This is a genomic window from Burkholderia sp. GbtcB21 (assembly GCF_019091065.1).
Taxonomy (GTDB): Bacteria; Pseudomonadota; Gammaproteobacteria; order Burkholderiales; family Burkholderiaceae; genus Burkholderia; species Burkholderia pyrrocinia_C.
The window spans coordinates 228979-248869 of sequence record NZ_JAGXKA010000008.1 but is presented as its reverse complement, the minus strand read 5'-3'; the positions used below and the strand labels follow the sequence as shown (position 1 = coordinate 248869).

Here is a 19891-nt window from a genome sequence, read left to right as displayed (position 1 = left end):
TGCGGGGCCTTTTTTACATGTGCGCGGCGCGACACGCGCCCGCCGTCACCGCTGCCCGAACCAGCGATCGAAGCGCCGCGTGTAGTTCAGGTCGACGCCCTGGAACGTGCCGCCGTACGCGGACACCGACCAGAAGCGCGTCAGGTTGATCGTCGCCTTGAACGCGTTGCTGGCCGACTGCAGCCCCTGCTCGTAGCCGAGCACGAAGCGCTCGTTGATCGCCTTCGACACCTGCACGACTTGCGGATCGGTCAGGCCGACGTCGCTGCGGCCGATCGAGAATTCGTCGAGGCCGATGGTCTGCGCGACGCGCTTGCCAGTCGCGCTGCCGAGCAGCGCGAGCGCGGCCGTCATCGCGCCCTGCTGGCCGACGTTGTTGCCCTGGTCGGTGCCGTGCCCGAACAGCAGCCACGACAGCTTCTCGTTGTCGGTGACGTTCGGCTCCGACACGAGCTTGACCGTCGGCGACTGGATCGTGCCCGTCACCTGCACGCCGGCCTCGACCTCCTGGTTGCGCCGCATCGCGAGGATGTTGACGCCCGGGTTCGACACGGGCCCGTTGAACGTGAAGAAGCCGTTCTCGACCGCGAGCTTGCGGCCGAACGACGTGTAAGTCGACCCTTCGGTCACGCGCACGTTGCCGACCGCGCGCAGCGGCACGCCGGGCGCGCTCATCACGGTGATCGTGCCGCGCAGCCCGAGATCCGCGCCGTGGCCCTTGAAGCGGAAGTTGTTGCCGAGGCCGATGTCGATGTTCGCGCGCGGCGCGAGCGACGGCGCCGGCTTGTCCGTGGCCGGCGGCGGCTTCGCGACCGCGGTGCCGGTCGGCGTCTCGCCGCGCACCGTGCCGTCCGGCTGCACGATCACGACGTCGTCGGACAGGTGCGGCGCCGATTCCTCGGGCAGGTCGAACAGCGCGCGGTCGACGACGAACTTGCCGTCGATCGACAGCGCGCCGCGCGGCCCGTCGTTCGCGACCGTCGCCTTGCCCGACAGCGACAGCTTGCGGTCCGGCGCCGCGAACAGTTCGAGCTTGTCCGCGACGATGCTCGCGGTCAGGTCGGGCGCCTCGCCGTCGAGGCGCACGCGGCCGAGCGCGCGCAGCGTGCCGTCGCCGCCGTGGAACTCGACCTGCTGGAATTCGACGAGGTTTTCCGAGAGCTTCACGCGCACGATGCCGTCCTTCAACTGCACGCCCTGGTCGACGAGCGTCGCGGACAGGTCGTCGCCCGTCAGCATCCCCGACAGGTTCGGCTTCACCGGCGTGCCGGCGACCGTCAGCTTCAGCGCCGCGCGCCCGCCGAGCAGGTAGCTCGGCCCGAACAGGTTGCCGGTCGCTTTCAGCGACGGAATGTCGGCGTCGATGCGGCCCGACAGCGGGCCGTCGTCGACGACCCCGAACATGCCGTCGCGCAGCGCGAACGGCACCGTGACGTTCGCATCGAGCGTGCCGATCCGGTTCGCCTTCGCAAGCGCCGTCACGTTGAGCCGGTTGCCGGGCGCGAAGCTCGCGCGCGCGGACAGGTCGGTCAGCCCGAGCGACGCGATGCCGCGCCCGCTCTCGATCGTCACGTCGCCGCCGCGGCGCTTCACCTGCACGTAGCCCGTCGCGTTCGCGCCGAGCGAGAAATCCCAGTCGGCATCGAGCACGACGTCGGTACGCACCGGCGGCCGCTGGCCCGTCAGCTCCTGGCGGACCTCGAAGAAGCGTGCGACCGATGCGCCTCTCACCGAGCCCGCCGAGCGCATCTGGCCGTGATCGAACACGAACGACTTCAGGTCGATCGCCGCGCCTTCGAGCGTGAGCCGCGTCGCGCCGAGCGTCACGCGGCCGGCGCCGGCCGACACGGTGAGCGGCGCCTGCAGCGCGACGGCCGGCGTGCCGCGGTTCGCAAGGCGCGTGACGGTGCCGTCCCAGCGCATTCCGTCGCGGTTCTCGACCACGCCGCCGTTCGCCGCGAGCGTCACGTCGATCACGCGGCCGCCGGTCGTCCCGACCGCCGATGCGTCGAGCGTGTGCTTCGCGCGCGTGCCGTTCAGATTCGCGCGCAGCGATTTCAGCTTCAGCGAGCCGAGCGCGATGTCGGCCGCATCGGCCGTGAACACGAGTGCGCCGTGCGCGCCGTCGCGGATGTCCGCGCGGCCCTGCGCGGCGCCGATCCGGTTCGATCCGACGACGACGCGCTCGGCCTTGTAAGTGGCCGTCACGTTCGGATGCGCGAAGCTGCCGGTCAGGTCGCCCTGCGCCTGCACGAGCCCTTCCACGCCGAAGCCGAGCCGGTCGAGCTGCGGCGCGTCGACGACGAAGCGCAGCCGGTCGCCGGGCGCGCCGAAGCTGCCGCGCAAATCGACGTGGTTGCCCGCGATCGACAGGTTCGCATTGCTCGGCAGGATCCGCGAGCCGGCGAGCTGCACGACGCCGGCACCGGTCAGCGGCACGCCGTCGTACAGGCTGTCGCCGAGCTTGAAGGCCGCCTTCGTCGACACCTGCGGCGCAAACGCGCCCGACGCGGTCAGCGTGCCCGACACGCGCGTCTCGCCGCGCGTGGCCGGCGCCTTCGCCTTTGCCGTGGCGGTCGCCTTGCCGCCACCAGCCTTCGGCGCCCTCATCGCGGCGAGCAGCAGCGGATCGAACGCCGTCAGCGTCGCCTTCGCGTCGTAGCTCGAATGCGCGTCGTGGCGGAACACGCCCGTCAGGTCGATACGGCCCTTGGCCGCCGTCACGCGCGCGTCGGTCAGCACGGTCTGCTGCGGCGTCAGCGCGACCTTCGCGCGCGCGCCGAGCGCGAGCTTCGGGTCGGTCAGGTCGAAATCGACGGTCGTCACGTCGCCCGCGAGCGTCACGCCGACCGGGCCGCCCAGGCGCATCGGCCGCAACTCGGCGACGAATGCGTTCAGGTCGAGGTTCGCGACCTTCAGGTCGAAGCGGCCCTTGCCGCCCGTCAGCGTGCCGTTGCCCGTCACGCTGCCGTCGCGGATCAGTTTCAGCGCGAGATCGTCGATCCGCTGTGCGTGCGCGTCGAGATGCACGTTCGCGTGCGCATCGATCACCGGCAGCAGGTGGTCGCCGAGCGTACCGGGCTTCGCGTTGACGATCGACACGGGGCCCGTCACCGCGAAACCCTTCGCCGGCGCGGCGCCGGCCGGTGCGGTCACGGGCGCGAGTTCCGCGCGCACCGCGAGATCGGCGGCCGGCGCGCCGGGTGCGAGCGCCTGCGGGTTCACGTGATCGAACGCGAGCGACGCGCGCGTGAGCGGCACCGCACCGAACGGCGCGGCCTCGACGTGCGCGCGCCCGCTCAGCTTCATCCCGCTCGCGTCGACGTCGGCGACGAGCGCCTCGAGCGAACCGGACACGCGGGCCCGCGCGTCGACCGGCTCGTCGGATAGCTTGCCCGAGTAGGTAGCTTCGCCCGTCAGCGCGAACGGCTTCGCGCCGTCGAGCTTCGCGTGCGCGGTCAGCGCGCCGTACGGCGTATCGACGCCGCCGAGCACGAGTTCATGATGACGGCCGTCGCTGCGGCCGTTCAGCGCGAGATGGTCGAGCTGCGTCGTCGAACCGCCTTCGTGAATCGCGAGGTGATCGACGCGCAGATCGTCGATCCGCAACTGCAGCGGCAGGCTCAGATCCTGCGGCGTCGTGCTCGGCGTCGACGGCCCCGGCGCGATCCGCACGTCGATCGTGCCCGCGCGAAGATAGGCGATGGACAGCCGCCACGGCGCGCGGGTCAATTCCCAGCGGCCGTCGAGCCGGTCGATGCGGACCTCGGTGCCGGTGCCGTCGGGGCTGGTCCACGCGAAGCCTCGCAACCGCACGCCGGTCGCAAGCGAGCCGCCTTCGAGCGTGCCCGCGAGCCGTGCGCCGAGCACGCGCCCGGCCACCTGCCATGCGAGCCGCGTGCCGCGCTCGGTCGTCGCCGCGGCCAGCACGAGCCCGGCAGCCAGCACGACGAGCAGCACGGCCGTCGCGAGCGTCCACGCGACGACGCGCATCGCGCGGCCGCGGCGCGGCGCGCGCGGCGGTGCGTCGGGCGCGCCGTCGGGCGAGTCCGGATCGTGAGGCGGCGGCGTGTCGTTCGGGTCCTTCGTCATGCGGTTCGTCGTGGATGAAGCGGTACGTTCAGAAAGCGATGCCGAGCGTCAGGTACGGGCGCACGCTGTGGTTGCGCAACCCGTACGCGACGTCGACGTTGATCGGGCCGACCGGGCTGCGCCAGCGCGCGCCGATGCCGACGCCCGGATAAAACACTTTCTCGCCCCACGCATCGGTCGCGGTGCCGATGTCGAAGAACGTCGCGGCGCCCCAGTCGCGGTTGAACCAGTGCTGGTATTCGGCGGTGCCCGTCATCAGGTACTTGGTCGGCAACACGGAGCCGGCGACGCTGTTGCCGATGCTCTGGTAACCGTAACCGCGCACCGAGTTCGAGCCGCCCGCGCGGAACAGCAGCGACGCCGGCACGCCGGTCGAGCTGCCGCTCGTGAACACGCCGCCGAGCTCCGCGCGGAACACGAACAGGTCGCGCTTGCCGATCGGCAAATACTGCTGGCCGCGCGCGTAGCCGCGGATGAAAGTCTGGTCGGTCGCCACGCCCTTGATCGCGAAGCCGGCCTCCGCGTGGATCAGGTTGCCCGAGCGCGGAAACAGCGGATCGTCGACGTTGCGGCGCGTCCAGGCCCATTGCGGCACGAGCGCGCGGCTCGTGGTCGGCCCCGCGCCGTTCTGGTCGAGCCGGTCCTGGTAGAACATCAGCGAATACGCATAGTCGATGAACTGGCCCGTGCGCGTGCGCTGCACGCCGACCCGCGCGCTGTAGATGCGCGTGTCCGACACGTTGGTGTTCGTATACGACGCGAGCACGCTGTTGGTCCACCCTTTCTCGCCCGGCGGCATCGACAGCTGAACCTGCCCGTACTGCTGGATCTGGTCGAGCCGGCCCGACACGGTCAGCGGCCACGCGGCGCCGAACGTGTCGAGATACGTATAGGAGCCCTGCACGTGCGGGCCCGTGTCGGTTGCATAACCGACGCCGCCGCGGATGTTGTTGTACGGGAACTCGCTGACCTTCACGTGCACGGGCGTGCGTTCGGGCTTCGTCGTATCGTCGCCGACGTCGATCGCGACGCTCGCGTAGTACGGCGTGTTCTGCAACTGCCGCTGCAATTCGGTGATCCGCTGCACGTCGTAGATCTCGCCTTCCGACAGCGGATTGACGTTCGTGACGATCTTCTCCGGATAGCGGCGCACGCCGTCGACATCGACCTTGCCGATCGTAAACGTCGGCCCGCTGTCGAACGTGACCGCGAGCGTCGCGCGCTGCGTGCGCGGATCGACGCGCGCCTCGGACGACGTGATCTTCGCGCCGAGATAGCGGCGCGACTGCAGTTGCCTGAGCGCCGCGCCCTTCGCGCCGTCCCAGTCGGACTGCGTGAACGGGTCGCCCGGCTTCAGCGAGAACGCGAAGCGGGTCGCGGCCTCCTGCTTCGGATCTTCGGTGTCGACGGGGCCCTTGAACGTCAGGTCGACCGTCGACACGACGGTCTGCGGCCCCGGATCGACCGCGATGCGCACGTCGCGCTTGCCGTCGCGCATACGCACGTCGGTGCGCACGACCGGCGAGAAATAACCGGCCGTCGCGGTCAGGTCGCGCACCTGCTGCGGGGTGGCGGTCACGAGGAAGTCGAACTGGTCTTCGCTGATGTCGTCGCGCTTCGCGAAGCGCGCAATATCGAGATGCGACTTGAGCAGCTTGCGGACCGAGCGCGGCGCATCGATGTCGACGTCGTACTTCGCATGGGCCGGCAACGCGAAGAACGCGGCCATGCAACCCGCGAGGGCCGCCCGTGCGGCGCGGGCCGCGGCGCCGGCGCGATTGCGTGCCGCGCGCGGGCCCGGGTCATGCGCCATGTGTGCTTGCTGGTTCGACTGCCCCGCCAAATATGACCTCGCCCTCGGTTGTCACGGTTTCGTGGAAACCCTGTATTTGACCACAGGGCAGCGGCCATGCCCGCACGAGCGAGGCTTTGACGCTTGCGCGCAACGACGCGCGCACGGGCCCGGGCCGCGTCGCCGCAGGTGCGGGCCCGCGGATTCGACGCGCGATTGGCGCCGGGCGTTCCCGCGATGCGGTAAAATCCCGCCAACGCGAATCCGGCGCATCGTGCGCCGCCCGAAACGGAAAATCCAGCCATGCCGTACCAGTCCGACGTCACGCAGTTCCTGAACCAGCTCAAGCAGCAGAAGCCGACGCTCGAGGAAGAGCAGCGCAAGGGCCGTTCGCTGCTGTGGGACAAGCAGCCGATCGACCTCGAAGAGCGCGCCGACCAACAGGAATCGCGCGTGAAGCAAACGTCGTACGTCTACTACCAGAACTTCTGACGACGTGAGCGCCGCCGACGAGGCCAGCGCCGCCCGGCAGGACGACGCGATCGCCGCGCCCGCGGGCGCCGATTCGACGCCCGACACGGTCGACGGTGTCGCGGCGTTCGCTCGCCTGTACGGCGAGCCGCTCTTCAAGCTGCCGCAGGATCTCTACATCCCGCCCGACGCGCTCGAGATCTTCCTCGAGACGTTCGAAGGCCCGCTCGACCTGCTGCTGTACCTGATCCGCAAGCAGAACTTCAACGTGCTCGACATCCCGATGGCGCAGGTCACCGCGCAATATCTGGGTTATGTCGACCAGATCCGCACGTCGAACCTCGAGCTGGCCGCCGAATACCTGCTGATGGCCGCGATGCTGATCGAGATCAAGTCGCGGATGCTGCTGCCGGTCAAGAAGGCCGACACCGGCGACGAAGCGGAAGATCCGCGTGCCGAACTCGTGCGCCGCCTGCTCGAATACGAGCAGATGAAGCTCGCCGCGCAGCGCCTCGACCAATTGCCGCAGCTCGGCCGCGACTTCCTGCGCGCCGAGGTCTACATCGAGCAAAGCATCACGCCGCGCTTCCCCGACGTGAACTCCGACGACCTGCGCGCCGCGTGGGCCGACGTGCTCAAGCGCGCGAAGCTCGTCCAGCACCACAAGATCTCCCGCGAGGAACTGTCGGTGCGCGAACACATGAGCCTGATCCTGCGCCGGCTGCAGAACGCGCGCTTCATGGAGTTCGCCGACCTGTTCGACACGTCGCGCGGCGTGCCGGTCGTCGTCGTGAACTTCATCGCGATGCTCGAACTCGCGCGCGAATCGCTCGTCGAGATCACGCAGCCCGAGCCTTTCGCGCCGATCTACGTGCGCCTCGCGTACCTGCCTGCTTAAGGCCCGCGCCCGCCCTTCCCGTTCTCCCGATTCACCCCGACGCTCGCCGCGTCGCCGCGGCGGGTGGCCGCAGCCCAAGCCGCGGCTCGTTTCCGGCACGCCCGATTAAAAAGTGAACGATCGTTCTCTTTTCGATGCGTTTGGCGGCCAAATCCTCTACAATCCGCCGACGCCCGATGCGCCGCCCGCGCGCCGGCGTTCTCCGCTTCGACCCCGACGCCGCTGCCGCGGCGCCAACGCGCGCATGCGCGAGGAACCCGCTACCCGATCATGAAAGTCATCAGCTCGATCCAGGAACTGCGCGACCAGCTGCGCGGACAGAACCGCACGGCGTTCGTGCCGACGATGGGCAACCTGCACGAAGGGCACCTGTCGCTGATGCGCCTCGCGCGCCAGCACGGCGACCCGGTCGTGGCGAGCATCTTCGTCAACCGGCTGCAGTTCGGCCCGAACGAGGATTTCGACAAATACCCGCGCACGCTGCAGGACGATATCGAGAAGCTGCAGAAGGAAAACGTCTACGTGCTGTTCGCGCCGACCGAGCGCGACATGTACCCGGAACCGCAGGAATACCGCGTGCTGCCGCCGGACGATCTCGGCGGGATCCTAGAAGGGGAATTCCGGCCCGGCTTCTTCACCGGCGTGTGCACGGTCGTGTCGAAGCTGATGGCCTGCGTGCAGCCGCGCGTCGCCGTGTTCGGCAAGAAGGACTACCAGCAGTTGATGATCGTGCGCCGCATGTGCCAGCAGCTCGCGCTGCCGGTCGACATCATCGCGGCCGAAACCGTGCGCGACGAGGACGGCCTCGCGCTGTCGTCGCGCAACCGCTACCTGTCGGCCGACGAGCGCCGGGAAGCGCCCGAACTCGCGAAGACGCTGCAGCGCATGCGCGAAAGCGTGCTCGGCGGCGAGCGCGACCTCGGCAAGCTCGAGCAGCAGGCTCGCACGCACCTGGCCGAGCGCGGCTGGGCGCCCGACTACCTGTCGATCCGCCGCCGCGCGAACCTGATCGCGCCGAGCGCCGCCGAACTCGAAGCCGGCGAGCCGCTCGTCGTGCTCGCGGCCGCGAAGCTCGGCGCGACGCGCCTCATCGACAACCTGGAAATCTGACGGGCCGCCCGCCCGCGCCTCTCACGACGCATCACGGAGACACCATGCAGCGCCACATGCTCAAATCGAAGATCCACCGCGCGGCAGTCACGCACTGCGAGCTGCACTACGAAGGCTCGTGCGCGATCGACGAAGACCTGCTCGAAGCGTCGAACATCGTCGAAAACGAACGGATCGACATCTGGAACATCAACAACGGCGAGCGCTTCTCGACGTACGCGATCAAGGGCGAGCGCGGCAGCGGGATGATCTCGCTGAACGGCTCGGCCGCGCGCCGTGCGCAGCTCGGCGACCTCGTGATCATCGCGGCGTTCGCGATGGTCGACGAGGCCGAACTGCAGGCCGGCTGGAAGCCGAAGCTCGTGTTCATCGACGACGGCAACAAGATCAAGGGCCACCGCGATCACGTGCCGACGCAGAACTGGACGTAACCTGACTGACCGGCCGCCCGCGTGCCGTGGCGCGCGGGAGCGGCTGCGCCGCCTGCGGTCGAAGGGCCGGATCCCGTGCGACACGGAATCCGGCCCTTTCTCATTTCGGCGCGCGCCGGCCTCGTGGCCGCGCGATCGGATCAGGACGCCTTGGCGGCCTTCTCCGCCTTCGGCGCACTGCGCTCGGCCCATTCGACGATCGGCCGCCACTGTTCGAGATCCTTTTCGACCCGGCTCTTCGCGACGTCCCACAGCGTGAGGCCGTGCGCGGCGATCTGCACGTAGTTCTGCGTGTCGCGCACGTAGCCGAGCACCGGCAGGCCGAGCCCTTCGACGAAGCGGTGCAGCTGGTCCGACGAGCGCGTGCGCGCATCGACCCGCATCCCGACGATCCCGACCTCGACGCCGCCCTTGCGCACGGCCTTTTCGCCGGCGAGGCGCTCCAGAAACTGCTGGGTCGCGAGAATATCGAACATCGACGGCTGCAGCGGCACGATCACCTTGTCGGCCAGTTGCAGCGCGACGCCGAGCCGGTTGCCGTGCAGGCCGGCCGGCGTATCGATCACCGCGTATTCGAGGCCGCGCGGAGGCTTCGACGGCGCGTCCGGATCGAGATCCCACGACTCGATCGCCGGCAAGCCGGCCGGCCGGAGGTCGAGCCACGCATGCGCGGACTGCTGCCGGTCCAGGTCGGCGAGCGCGACCCACGCGCCCTGCGCCGCGAAATAGCCGGCAAGATTGGTGGACAGCGTGCTCTTCCCCACGCCGCCCTTCGGATTCGCCACCACGATCACCGTCATGAATTCCCCCGAAAAAGCCACGCGGCGCCGGCCGCATGGCTGGCGCCGCTCGATTGCGGATACAGGGAGCGATGATATCGGCAAACGGGGGATCACCGGAACGGGTTGCGCCGAACCGCGCGCCCCTGATACTTCCTTACACGCGCTGAACCGCGGCCTCCCGGACGCCGATCGCGAACGCGCCGCCGCCCAGCAGCGCCTGCACGGCAAGCGTGACGGCCCAGAACGCCGGATATTCCCAGCCGCCGTGCGGCGACGAGAAGCTCCAGCCGTTCGGCAGATGCGCGGCCGTCGCGCCGAGCATGAACGGCAGCAGCGCGAGCGCGGCGACCCGCACGCGGAAACCCGCGAGCAGCGCCAGGCCGCCGGCCAGTTCGACGAACGTCGTCAGGTATGCGAGCCAGCCCGGCAGGCCGATCGACGCAAAGAACTGCGCGGTGCCGGGCAGCGTGAAGACGAACACCTTCTGCGCGACGTGCGCGAGGTACAGCACGCCGAGCGCGACGCGCAGCAGCGTCGCGGCAAAATCGTTCAGGCGATTGGGGTTCATGGCGGATTCCTTCGTGAGTGGATCAGAATGGATCGCACTCTATTCGAATAGATTCAGCCGATAAACACGCCAATTCGCTTTAACTGATTCCCAACAGGAACGAATAAGGCCATAAAAAGGGGCATGATCGATCATGCCCCGATACCTGCGTCAGTACCCGCTTTTGCCTTGTGTGGCGTCGCCGGACCCGGACTGGCTGCCGCCCGGTGCGTACGAATCGCACGCGTGTGCAACCGCCGATGCGCCCAGCAGCGCCGCGAGCAGCACGCTCCACCACCATCGAACCTTCATCGTCGCACTCCTCCAGGCGGACCTCCGCCCTCCTTGTGTTGTACGCGATCCGGCGGAAAAAGCGAGGGCGGCCCGGCGCCGCTTCAGCGAAACTCGGCGTACAGCGCGTCGAGGTCGAGATGTTCGGCGAACGTATCGGCCAGCCGCTCCAGCGATGCTTCGCGCAGCGCCGGATAGTCGATGCGCTCCGCGCCGTCGAGCCCGGCCCACGCGAGCAGCGCCGCGCACGCGTCGGGCGCATCGAACAGCCCGTGCACGTAGGTCGCGAGGATCTGGTTGTCGGCCGAAACCGCGCCGTCCGGGCGCGCGCCGTCCTGCGCGGCGTCGGCTGCCAGCGCCAGCGCGGGCGCGGAGAGCGCGGGCCCGCGCGTGTCGCCCATGTGGATCTCGTAGCCGCGCACGGCGGCCCCGCCCGGCAGCGCGAGATGCCCGGTCACGTTCTTCAGCGTCTTGTCGGGCTGCAGCGTCGTGTCGAAATCGAGCAGCCCGAGCCCCGGCACGCTGCCGGGCGCGCCTTCGAGGCCGAGCGGATCGTCCAGCGTGCGGCCGAGCATCTGCATCCCGCCGCAGATGCCGATCACCTTGCCGCCGTAGCGCAGGTGACGACGGATCATCGCGTCCCAGCCCGCGTCGCGCAGCCATTCGAGATCGCGCTGCACGCTCTTCGAACCGGGCAGGATCAGCAGGTCGGCATCCGGCACCGGACCGCTCTTCCAGTACGTGAACTCGACCTGCGGATGCGCGCGCAGCGGATCGAAATCGGTGTGGTTGCTGATGCGCGGCAGCGCGGGCACGACGACGCGCAGTACGCCGGCGTCGCCGCGTACGGCGGCGCTGCGCGCCTGCGCGGGCAGCATGTCCTCCGCATCGAGCAGCAGCCCGTGCAGGTACGGCAGCACGCCGAACACCGGCTTGCCGGTCTGCGCACGCAGCCAGTCGAGCCCCGGTTCGAGCAGCTTGACGTCGCCGCGGAAACGGTTGATCACGAAGCCGCGCACGCGCGCACGCTCGCTGTCCGACAGGCACGCGAGCGTGCCGACCAGGTGCGCGAACACGCCGCCGCGGTCGATGTCGGCGACGAGCACGACCGGGCAGTCGACGCGTTCGGCAAAGCCCATGTTCGCGATGTCGCCGTCGCGCAGGTTGATCTCGGCCGGGCTGCCGGCGCCTTCGACGATCACCGTGTCGTAACCGGCGCGCAAGCGCGCGTACGACTCGAGCACCGCGTCGAACGCGACCGGCTTGTAGTCGTGATATGCACGCGCGTCGAGGTTCAACCGCGCCTTGCCGTGAATGATCACCTGCGCGCCGCGATCGCTCGTCGGCTTCAGCAGCACGGGGTTGAAATCCGTATGCGGCGCGACGCCCGCGGCCAGCGCCTGCAGCGCCTGCGCGCGGCCGATCTCGCCGCCGTCGGCCGTCACCGCGCTGTTGAGCGCCATGTTCTGCGGCTTGAACGGCGCAACGCGCGCGCCGGCACGGCGCGCCAGGCGGCACAGGCCCGCGACGAGCGTGCTCTTGCCCGCGTCGGACGTCGTGCCCTGGATCATCAGCGTACCGCGCGGCCGCGGCTCGGGTGCATTCATCGTGTTAAAGGTCGTCGCGAAGCAAAGACCGCATTATCGCCCGCGCCGGTACGCGTGCGCCGTTACAATCACGCGATGATTCCGCACGACCTCACCTTCGTCCTCGGCGGCGCGCGCTCGGGCAAGAGCGCGTATGCCGAGCGGCTCGCCGCCGACAGCGGCCGCCCCGTCACCTACATCGCGACCGCGACCGCCGCCGATGCCGAATTCGCGCAGCGCATCGCGCATCATCGCGCGCGCCGGCCGGCCGAATGGGGGTTCGCCGACGCGCCCGTCGACCTCGCCGGCACGCTCGCGCGGCTCGACGATCCGCACGCATGCCTGCTGGTCGACTGCCTGACGCTGTGGCTCACGAACCTGCTGTGCCCGGCCGACGGCGAACCGCTCGACGATGCGCAGTACGCGGCGCAGGTCGAGCGGCTCGAACATGCATTGCGCGGCGCGCGCGCGAAGGTGATCGTCGTCAGCAACGAGATCGGGCTCGGCGTCGTGCCGCTCGGGTCGGTCACGCGCCGCTACGTCGACGAACTCGGGCGCCTGAACCAGCGCGTCGCCGCGCTCGCGACGCGCGTGACGCTGCTCGTCGCCGGGCTGCCGCTCGACCTCAAGACGGGAGCGCCGTCATGCTGATGCTGTCGCTGCCCGTCGTCGCGATGCTTGCGGTCGCGGCCGCGATCGTCGACCGCGCGATCGGCGAACCCGCCGGCTGGCATCCGCTCGTCGCGTTCGGCCGGCTTGCCGCGCGCATCGAAGGCGCTCTGAATAGGGGCCGACGCGGCCGCGTGGTCGGTGTCGCCGCGTGGGCCGCGGCCGTCGTGCCGCCGGTGGCCGTCGCCGCATGGCTCGTGGCCGTGCTGCCGTGGCCGCTCGCGGCCGCGCTGCACGTCACGCTGCTGTGGTTCGCGCTCGGCGCGAAAAGCCTCGCCGACCACGTCGCGCCGATCGCAGCGGCGCTGCTGCGGCGCGACCTCGACGCCGCGCGTAAGTTGACCGCGCGCATCGTGTCGCGCGACACGAGCGACGCCGACGAAGGCGCATTGTCGCGCGCGGCCGTCGAATCGGCGCTCGAGAACGGCAACGACGCGATCTTCGGCGCACTCTTCTGGTTCGTCGTCGCGGGCGGCCCCGGCGCGCTGCTGTTCCGGCTCGCGAACACGCTCGACGCGATGTGGGGCTACCGCACGCCGCGCTTCCTGACCTTCGGCTGGGCCGCCGCGCGCCTCGACGACGCGATGAACTGGATTCCCGCGCGCCTCACGGCCGCGAGCTACGCGCTGCTCGGCGACACGGCCGCCGCATGGCGCTGCTGGCGCACGCAGGCGCGCCACTGGGACAGCCCGAACGCGGGCCCGGTGATGGCCGCGGGCGCGGGCAGCCTGAACGTGCAGCTCGGCGGCCCGGCCGTCTATCACGGTGAAATCGAGGATCGTCCGGCGCTCGGCACCGGCGCACCGGCGACCGCCGTCCACGTCGTCGCCGCGCTGTCGCTCGTCACACGCACGCTCGCACTGTGGCTCGCGCTGCTGGTCGCGAGCGGCGCTCTCGTCATGGCTACCCATCATGTCTGATACACGCATCGCGCACGGCGGCAACCTGCATGAAGCCGCACGCCGCCACGACATTCCGTACGACGCGTGGCTCGATCTGTCGACCGGCATCAATCCAGTCGGCTTTCCGGTGCCGCCCGTCCCGGCCGACGCGTGGCGGCGGCTGCCCGACGACGGCGACGGCCTCGCGGCGTGCGCCGCGCAGTACTACCACGCACCCGATTCCGCGCACGTGCTGCCGGTCGCCGGCAGCCAGGCCGCGATCCGCGCATTGCCCGCGTTGCTGCCGGCCGGCGACGCCGGCGTCGCGTCGCTCGCGTACGGCGAATACGCGCCCGCGTTCGCGCGTCACGGCCATCGCGTCGTTCCGCTCGACATCGGCACGGATACGCTGCCGGTGACGCTGCGCCACGTCATCGTCGGGAATCCGAACAACCCGACCGCCGAATTCGTGCCGGCCGAGCGCCTGCTCGGCTGGCATGCGCAGTTGGCGGCGCGCGGCGGCACGCTGACCGTCGACGAGGCGTTCGCCGATACGGGCGCGACGCAATCGCTCGCGCCGCAGGTTAATCGGCCCGGGCTCGTCGTGCTGCGCTCGGTCGGCAAGTTCTTCGGTCTCGCCGGTATCCGCGCGGGCTTCGTGCTCGCATGCCCCGAACGGATCGTCGCGCTGCGCGACATGCTCGGCGCATGGACGGTCGGCGGCCCCGCGCGTCACGCGGTCGCGGCGGCGTTCGCCGATCGCGCATGGCAGGCTGCCGCCCGCGAACGGCTCGCGGCTGACGGCGAGCGGCTGGCCGCACTGCTGCGCGCGCACGGCTTCGCGGTTCGCGCGACACCGCTGTTCAGCTGGACCGACGACACGCGCGCCGCGGCGCTGCATGCGGCGCTCGCGGCACGCGGGATCTGGACGCGATACTTCGCGAAGCCGTCGAGCGTGCGCATCGGCCTGCCGGGCAGCGAAGCCGAGTGGCAGCGCCTCGATGATGCGCTCGCGCACTGCGTGCCGACGCTGCAACAGGAATCCGCATGAGCCCACGCAGGTTCCGCCGGCTGACGCCGGTCGCGACACTGGCCGCGCTCGCTCATGCACCGCTCGTCCATGCCGATGTCACGACACGCGACGACGCCGGCAATACGGTTACGCTGCCCGCGCCCGCGCAGCGCGTGATCAGCCTCGCACCGCACGCGACCGAGCTCGTCTACGCGGCCGGCGGCGGCGCGAAGCTCGTCGGCACCGTCACGTACAGCGACTATCCGCCCGCCGCGCAAGCGGTGCCGCGCGTCGGCGACAACAAGGCGCTCGACCTCGAGCGGATCGCAGCGCTGAAGCCGGACCTGATCGTCGTCTGGCGTCACGGCAACGCCGAACGGCAGACCGACGCGCTGCGCGCGCTGCATATCCCGCTGTTCTTCAGTGAACCTAAACATCTCGACGATGTGTCGTCGTCGCTGCGCCGGCTCGGCACGCTGCTCGGCACGCAGCCGGCAGCCGATGCGGCCGCGGCGTCCTTTGCGCACGACATCGCGACGCTGCGTGCACGCTACGCCGCGCGGCCGCCCGTCACGATGTTCTTCCAGGTCTGGGACCGCCCGCTGACGACGCTCAACGGCGCGCACCTGGTCAACGACGTGATCGCACTATGCGGCGGCCGCAACGTGTTCGCGTCGCTCAAGCCGCTCGCGCCGAGCGTCACCGACGAGGCCGTGCTCGCCGCGAATCCGGAAGCGATCGTGACGACGAGCGCCGGCGCGACGCGCTCGAACGAACCGCTGCCGAGCCTTGCACGCTGGCGCGCGTGGCCCGCGCTGACGGCCGTGGCGCGCAACAACCTGTTCGCGATCGACGGCGATCTGTTGACGCGGCCGTCGCCGCGGATCGCGCAGGGTGCGGCCGCGCTGTGCGAGGATCTCGATGCTGCGCGTGCGCGCCGGCCGGCGCGCTGATTTCCACTGACTTGCGCGTTGGCCGCGCACCTGCCTCTGCTGCGTCCGGTGCTTGAGATGGTTCGACCGCGCGTCGTGTCGTTCACATGCAGACGCGAGCGAGCCTATTCATCCCAGTGCACGACTTCCCATGTTCGCGCCGCATCATCCGCACGCAACCAGACGACACCGCCTGTCGGCACCGGCCGCGACAGCAGCGTATCGAGCGGCACACGCAACACATGCGATGCGAACGCGCGGATCACGCCCGCATGCGTGACCGCCCATTGCGGCCGATCGGCCTGCATCACCGCATCGGCCCGCCGTGCAACCCGCGCGGCGAACCGCGCGACGCTTTCGCCGCCATGCGCGCACGCATGCATCAGGTCGGCCGCCCACGCATCGAGCGCCGCACGGTCGATATCGTCCCAGCGCCGCATTTCCCACGCGCCGAAATCCATTTCCTGCCAGCCGGCATCGCGCTGCAGCGGCACTTCGAATGCGTGCGCGAGCCGTTCGGCGATCGACGCGCATCGCGTCAGCGGGCTCGTCCAGAGCTGTTCGGGCGGCGGCGCGCCGAGAGCCGACAGATGCGCACGCACGGCATGCGCGCCGGCGTCGGCCGGCGCGGCGAGCGGCACGTCGCTGCGTCCGTAACACATGCCCGGCTCGACGGCGACGGCCGGATGACGGATCAGGACGACGTCCATCCGAGCACCACGAGATAGATCGCCAGTTCGCTCAGTTGCTGCGCGAAGCCGAGACAGTCGCCCGTATAACCGCCGATCCGTTTCACGAAGTAGCGGGCCGCCCACGCGCGCACGAGCACGAGCGCGGCGCTCGCGGCGACACCCATGCGCCAGTCCGGCCAGAACAGCCACGGCAACCCGAATACCGCCGCGACGCACGCCGCGCGTGCACCCATCCGTTGCGCGACCGGCTTCGCCTTGCCTTCGGGCCGCACATAGTCGAGCGACATCAGCAGGCTGACGGCCGCCGCGCGGCTCGCCGCATGCGCGGCGATCATCGTCCACGCGGCGCGCAGCGGCGGCATCGCCGCGAGCGCCTGCCATTTCAGGCCGAGCGCGATCACGAGCGCGACCGCGCCGAACGTGCCGATCCGCGAGTCGTGCATGATGCGCAGCACGTCGTCGCGCGTATAGCCGCCGCCGAACGCATCGCAACTGTCGGCGAGGCCGTCCTCGTGGAATGCGCCGGTCGCGAGCAGCGTCGCAGCCATCGACAGCCCGACCGCGATCGACGCGGGCAGCACGCGCAGCGCGGCGAGATAGACGAGCGCACCCCACGCGCCGACGCATGCGCCGACGAGCGGGAAATAGCGCGCGGCCTGGTCGAGATCGCCGGCCGCATAGCCGATCGCGCGCGGCACGGGCACGCGCGTGAAGTAGCCGAGCGCGACGAAGAAGTAGCGCAGTTCGGCACGCACGCCGGGCCCGCGATCAGGCGTCACGATCGTCGACGCCGGCAGACTCGAAGCTCGCCATCTCGCTGAGGAACGCGGCCGCCGCACGCACGAGCGGCAGCGCGAGCGCCGCGCCCGTGCCTTCGCCGAGCCGCAGGTCGAGCGCGAGCAGCGGCTTCGCACCGAAATGCTCGAGCATGCGCCGGTGCCCGGCCTCGTGCGACGTATGCGAGAACACGCAGTAGTCGCGCACGCCGGGCGCGATGCGCTCGGCGACGAGCAGCGCGGCCGTCGCGATGAAGCCGTCGACGAGGATCGTCATCCGCTCGCTCGCGGCCGCGAGATACGCGCCCGTCATCATCGCGATCTCGAAGCCGCCGAACGTCGCGAGCACGTCGAGCGGCGCGATCGCGTGCGAGTGCTTGACGAGCGCGCGGCCGAGCACCGCGCGCTTGTGCGCGAGGCCCTGATCGTCGAGGCCCGTGCCGCGCCCGACGCACGCGTCGATCGGCACGTCGAGCAGGCGGCTCATCAGGCACGCGGCCGACGACGTGTTCGCGATTCCCATCTCGCCGAAGCCGATCACGTTCGTGCCGAGCGACGCGTGCAGGCGCACGCGCGCCGCGCCGGCCGCGAGCGCCGTCATCGCCTCGTCGCGCGTCATCGCCGGCTCCGCCGCGAAGTTGCGCGTGCCGCGCGCGACCGGCAGCGACACCAGCCGGTCGGACAGCGGTAGCGGCGACGCAACGCCCGCATCGACGATCTCGAGCGTGCTCTGCGCGACGCCCGAGAACGCGTTGATCGCCGCGCCGCCGGCCAGGAAGTTCGCAACCATCTGCGCGGTCACCGCTTGCGGGTAAGGACTCACGCCCTCGGCCGCGATCCCGTGATCGCCTGCGAACACGATCATCACGGGGCGCTGCACGGTCGGACGCTCGGTGCGCTGGATCAGGCCGATCTGCAGCGCGAGCGCTTCGAGCTGGCCGAGGCTGCCGGGCGGCTTGGTCTTGTGGTCGATCACATGCTGCAGGCGCTTGCGCAGCGCGTCGTCGAGCGGCGCGATCGCGGGCGGGAAGTGGGTCGGAGTCGTCATCGGGAAGCCGTGTCGTTGGCGCGGCCTGCGCCGCGCATCGGAAAGGAAAAGGTCATTGTCGCTCGGGCCACGCAGGCAGCAGCGCGTCGCGGCCATGCTCGCGGATCAGCACGAGCGGATAGCCGAACGCATCACTCGCACGCTCGGGCGTCAGCACGTCGTGCACGGGGCCGGCCCATGCATGGCCGCGGCCGTCGAGCAACAGCGCATGCGTCGCGAAACGCCGCGCGAGATTCAGGTCGTGGCACGAGAACAGCACCGTGCGCGGGCCCGCGTCGAGCCATGCGGCCAGCGCGGTCAGGCAGTCGATCTGGTGATGCAGGTCGAGATGCGCGAGCGGCTCGTCGAGCAGCATCAGCGGCGCGTCCTGGCACAGCGTCGCGGCCAGCGCGACCCGCTGCCGCTCGCCGCCCGACAGCGACAGCACGTCGCGCGACGCCAGTGCGGTCAGGTCGAAGGTCGCGAGCGCATCGTGCGCGGCCGCGCGGTCGCCGTCGCGCTCCCAGCCCCAGCCGCCGAGATACGGAAAACGGTTGAGCAGCACCGTGTCGAACACGGTCGCGCTGAATGCATCGTGCAGTTGCTGCGGCATCAGCGCGCGGCGCTGCGCGAGCTGCGTGGGCGGCCATGCGGCGAGCGGCCGGCCGTCGATCTCGACCCGGCCGCCGGCCGGCGGGTGCAGCCCCGCGAGCGTCGCGAGCAGCGTCGTCTTGCCCGCGCCGTTCGGCCCCGCGACGCACCAGATTTCGCCGGGACGGAAGGCCTGCGTGAAGCCGTCGAGCAGCGTGCGCGCGCCGGCCCTCAGCGTCAGGTCCATGCACGTGCAGGCCATGTCGTTGCCGGAGGCGGCAGCGTGCTGCGCAGTGCCTGTCATCGCATCGGCCTCCTCAGCAACATCCACAGGAACACCGGCACGCCGATCAACGCGGTCATCACGCCGACCGGCAGTTGCGCGGGCGCGATCGCGGTGCGCGCGAGCAGGTCCGCCGCCATCACGCCGCCGCCGCCCGCGAGCATCGCGGCCGGCAGCAGCATGCGCTGGTCGTTGCCGAACGCGAGCCGCAGCGCATGCGGCACGACGAGGCCGACGAAGCCGATCGTGCCGGCCGTCGTTACCGCCGCTGCCGCGGCCAGCGACGCGACGAGATAGATTCGCACGCGCAGGCGTGCGACGGGGACACCGAGCGCGAGCGCGGTCGCGTCGCCGCGCAGCAGCACGTTCAATTGCGGCGCGGCCGGCAGCGCGACGCACGCGGCCAATAGCAGTGCGCCCCACGCGAACCATGGCGCAGTCACGCCGTTCAGGTCGCCCGTCAGCCAGAAGATGATCCCGCGCAATCGCGCATCGGGCGCGAGCGACAGCAGCAGCGTGACGAGCGCGCCCCACCCTGCCGCGATCACGACACCGGTGAGCAGCAGCCGCGGCGACGCATCGCGCGAATCGCCGCGCCACAGCTCGCGGCGCGCGAGGCCGAGCACGAGCGCGACCGACACGAGCGCGCCGGCGAACGCCGACGCATCGACGAGCCACCACGCACCGCCCGCGATCATCGCGACGAGCGCGAACCCGGCCGCGCCGCCGGACACGCCGAGCACGTACGGTTCCGCGAGCGGGTTGCGCAGCAGCACCTGCAGCAGCGCACCGGCAAGCGCGAGCAGCGCACCGCACGCGAAACCCGCGAGCGCGCGCGGCAGGCGCAGCGTGCGGACGATGTCGGCGAACAGCGCGTCGCCGCCATGCGGCACGAGCGACGCGAGCGCCTGCCACGGCGACATCGGCACGCTGCCGATCGACAGCGATGCGACGAACAGCAACGCGACCACGGCGGCCAGCGCGGCCCAGATCGCGGCGGCGCGCGCGGCGCTCATGCCGCGCACGGC

19 protein-coding genes are annotated in these 19891 nt (G+C 70.6%); 8 read left to right on the top strand and 11 right to left on the bottom strand.

Features of this window, described 5'->3' with window-relative positions:
* Nucleotides 1–45: 45 nt before the first annotated feature.
* Both KVT39_RS20110 and KVT39_RS20105 read right to left on the bottom strand, forming a co-directional pair.
* The gene (locus KVT39_RS20110; protein ID WP_217590048.1) at nt 46–4092 is read right to left on the bottom strand and encodes a translocation/assembly module TamB domain-containing protein; all 4047 of its coding nucleotides are present in this window, start codon (nt 4090–4092) and stop codon (nt 46–48) included.
* 28 nt (nt 4093–4120) lie between these two features.
* Nucleotides 4121–5935: an autotransporter assembly complex family protein gene (locus KVT39_RS20105; protein ID WP_217590047.1), complete on the bottom strand. Its 1815-nt coding sequence runs from the start codon at nt 5933–5935 to the stop codon at nt 4121–4123.
* A gap of 252 nt (nt 5936–6187) precedes the next feature.
* Here KVT39_RS20105 and KVT39_RS20100 point away from each other — a divergent pair, with 252 nt between their 5' ends.
* From KVT39_RS20100 to panD, 4 genes are all read left to right on the top strand, one after another.
* Entirely contained in the window at nt 6188–6376 is a 189-nt protein-coding gene (locus KVT39_RS20100) for a DUF3460 family protein (protein WP_034178757.1), read from the top strand.
* A gap of 4 nt (nt 6377–6380) precedes the next feature.
* Complete coding sequence (locus tag KVT39_RS20095; protein WP_034178758.1) at nt 6381–7253, top strand: ScpA family protein; 873 nt, start codon at nt 6381–6383, stop codon at nt 7251–7253.
* Between the two features lie 270 nt (nt 7254–7523).
* On the top strand, nt 7524–8363 hold the full coding sequence (gene panC / locus KVT39_RS20090) for a pantoate--beta-alanine ligase (protein ID WP_034178759.1): 840 nt from the start codon (nt 7524–7526) through the stop codon (nt 8361–8363).
* 44 nt (nt 8364–8407) lie between these two features.
* Complete coding sequence (gene panD / locus KVT39_RS20085) at nt 8408–8794, top strand: aspartate 1-decarboxylase (RefSeq protein ID WP_031398432.1); 387 nt, start codon at nt 8408–8410, stop codon at nt 8792–8794.
* 140 nt (nt 8795–8934) lie between these two features.
* Here the strand turns inward: panD and KVT39_RS20080 are convergent, their stop codons facing one another.
* From KVT39_RS20080 to KVT39_RS20065, 4 genes are all read right to left on the bottom strand, one after another.
* Complete coding sequence (locus KVT39_RS20080) at nt 8935–9594, bottom strand: ParA family protein (protein ID WP_034178760.1); 660 nt, start codon at nt 9592–9594, stop codon at nt 8935–8937.
* Between the two features lie 136 nt (nt 9595–9730).
* Nucleotides 9731–10144: a DoxX family protein gene (locus KVT39_RS20075; RefSeq protein WP_034178761.1), complete on the bottom strand. Its 414-nt coding sequence runs from the start codon at nt 10142–10144 to the stop codon at nt 9731–9733.
* A gap of 150 nt (nt 10145–10294) precedes the next feature.
* Nucleotides 10295–10435: a hypothetical protein gene (locus tag KVT39_RS20070; protein WP_217590046.1), complete on the bottom strand. Its 141-nt coding sequence runs from the start codon at nt 10433–10435 to the stop codon at nt 10295–10297.
* 83 nt (nt 10436–10518) lie between these two features.
* On the bottom strand, nt 10519–12021 hold the full coding sequence (locus KVT39_RS20065) for a cobyric acid synthase (RefSeq protein WP_034178762.1): 1503 nt from the start codon (nt 12019–12021) through the stop codon (nt 10519–10521).
* 75 nt (nt 12022–12096) lie between these two features.
* Here KVT39_RS20065 and cobU point away from each other — a divergent pair, with 75 nt between their 5' ends.
* The 4 genes from cobU to KVT39_RS20045 are packed head-to-tail and all read left to right on the top strand — an operon-like array spanning nt 12097 to nt 15515.
* The gene (gene cobU / locus KVT39_RS20060) at nt 12097–12651 is read left to right on the top strand and encodes a bifunctional adenosylcobinamide kinase/adenosylcobinamide-phosphate guanylyltransferase (protein ID WP_034179404.1); all 555 of its coding nucleotides are present in this window, start codon (nt 12097–12099) and stop codon (nt 12649–12651) included.
* Nucleotides 12645–13589: an adenosylcobinamide-phosphate synthase CbiB gene (cbiB, locus tag KVT39_RS20055; protein ID WP_217590045.1), complete on the top strand. Its 945-nt coding sequence runs from the start codon at nt 12645–12647 to the stop codon at nt 13587–13589. Before cobU ends, cbiB begins: the two co-directional genes overlap by 7 nt.
* A complete protein-coding gene (cobD, locus tag KVT39_RS20050; protein ID WP_217590044.1) occupies nt 13582–14601 on the top strand; it encodes a threonine-phosphate decarboxylase CobD in 1020 nt (339 codons plus the stop codon). The genes cbiB and cobD overlap by 8 nt, the downstream gene beginning before the upstream one ends.
* Nucleotides 14598–15515 (top strand): cobalamin-binding protein, encoded by a 918-nt coding sequence (locus KVT39_RS20045; protein WP_217590043.1) that lies wholly within the window; start codon nt 14598–14600, stop codon nt 15513–15515. The genes cobD and KVT39_RS20045 overlap by 4 nt, the downstream gene beginning before the upstream one ends.
* Before the next feature lie 104 nt (nt 15516–15619).
* Here the strand turns inward: KVT39_RS20045 and cobC are convergent, their stop codons facing one another.
* The 5 genes from cobC to KVT39_RS20020 are packed head-to-tail and all read right to left on the bottom strand — an operon-like array spanning nt 15620 to nt 19879.
* Nucleotides 15620–16204, bottom strand: coding sequence for an alpha-ribazole phosphatase (gene cobC, locus KVT39_RS20040; protein ID WP_217590042.1), 585 nt, complete (start codon nt 16202–16204; stop codon nt 15620–15622).
* Entirely contained in the window at nt 16189–16965 is a 777-nt protein-coding gene (locus tag KVT39_RS20035) for an adenosylcobinamide-GDP ribazoletransferase (RefSeq protein ID WP_217590041.1), read from the bottom strand. The genes cobC and KVT39_RS20035 overlap by 16 nt, the downstream gene beginning before the upstream one ends.
* Nucleotides 16955–18010, bottom strand: a complete 1056-nt coding sequence (gene cobT, locus KVT39_RS20030) for a nicotinate-nucleotide--dimethylbenzimidazole phosphoribosyltransferase (protein WP_105393088.1) — start codon at nt 18008–18010, stop codon at nt 16955–16957. The genes KVT39_RS20035 and cobT overlap by 11 nt, the downstream gene beginning before the upstream one ends.
* Before the next feature lie 52 nt (nt 18011–18062).
* A complete protein-coding gene (locus tag KVT39_RS20025) occupies nt 18063–18884 on the bottom strand; it encodes an ABC transporter ATP-binding protein (protein WP_217590040.1) in 822 nt (273 codons plus the stop codon).
* On the bottom strand, nt 18881–19879 hold the full coding sequence (locus KVT39_RS20020; RefSeq protein ID WP_131948590.1) for an iron ABC transporter permease: 999 nt from the start codon (nt 19877–19879) through the stop codon (nt 18881–18883). Before KVT39_RS20020 ends, KVT39_RS20025 begins: the two co-directional genes overlap by 4 nt.
* Nucleotides 19880–19891: the final 12 nt, after the last annotated feature.

What these genes read in the sequence shown, in the direction of transcription:
- KVT39_RS20110 (WP_217590048.1), bottom strand. Translation starts at nt 4,092, where the DNA reads ATGACGAAGGACCCGAACGACACGCCGCCGCCTCACGATCCGGACTCG.
- KVT39_RS20100 (WP_034178757.1), top strand. Translation starts at nt 6,188, where the DNA reads ATGCCGTACCAGTCCGACGTCACGCAGTTCCTGAACCAGCTCAAGCAG.
- panC (WP_034178759.1), top strand. Translation starts at nt 7,524, where the DNA reads ATGAAAGTCATCAGCTCGATCCAGGAACTGCGCGACCAGCTGCGCGGA.
- panD (WP_031398432.1), top strand. Translation starts at nt 8,408, where the DNA reads ATGCAGCGCCACATGCTCAAATCGAAGATCCACCGCGCGGCAGTCACG.
- KVT39_RS20080 (WP_034178760.1), bottom strand. Translation starts at nt 9,594, where the DNA reads ATGACGGTGATCGTGGTGGCGAATCCGAAGGGCGGCGTGGGGAAGAGC.
- KVT39_RS20075 (WP_034178761.1), bottom strand. Translation starts at nt 10,144, where the DNA reads ATGAACCCCAATCGCCTGAACGATTTTGCCGCGACGCTGCTGCGCGTC.
- KVT39_RS20070 (WP_217590046.1), bottom strand. Translation starts at nt 10,435, where the DNA reads ATGAAGGTTCGATGGTGGTGGAGCGTGCTGCTCGCGGCGCTGCTGGGC.
- KVT39_RS20065 (WP_034178762.1), bottom strand. Translation starts at nt 12,021, where the DNA reads ATGAATGCACCCGAGCCGCGGCCGCGCGGTACGCTGATGATCCAGGGC.
- cobU (WP_034179404.1), top strand. Translation starts at nt 12,097, where the DNA reads ATGATTCCGCACGACCTCACCTTCGTCCTCGGCGGCGCGCGCTCGGGC.
- cbiB (WP_217590045.1), top strand. Translation starts at nt 12,645, where the DNA reads ATGCTGATGCTGTCGCTGCCCGTCGTCGCGATGCTTGCGGTCGCGGCC.
- cobD (WP_217590044.1), top strand. Translation starts at nt 13,582, where the DNA reads ATGTCTGATACACGCATCGCGCACGGCGGCAACCTGCATGAAGCCGCA.
- KVT39_RS20045 (WP_217590043.1), top strand. Translation starts at nt 14,598, where the DNA reads ATGAGCCCACGCAGGTTCCGCCGGCTGACGCCGGTCGCGACACTGGCC.
- cobC (WP_217590042.1), bottom strand. Translation starts at nt 16,204, where the DNA reads ATGGACGTCGTCCTGATCCGTCATCCGGCCGTCGCCGTCGAGCCGGGC.
- cobT (WP_105393088.1), bottom strand. Translation starts at nt 18,010, where the DNA reads ATGACGACTCCGACCCACTTCCCGCCCGCGATCGCGCCGCTCGACGAC.
- KVT39_RS20025 (WP_217590040.1), bottom strand. Translation starts at nt 18,884, where the DNA reads ATGACAGGCACTGCGCAGCACGCTGCCGCCTCCGGCAACGACATGGCC.
- KVT39_RS20020 (WP_131948590.1), bottom strand. Translation starts at nt 19,879, where the DNA reads ATGAGCGCCGCGCGCGCCGCCGCGATCTGGGCCGCGCTGGCCGCCGTG.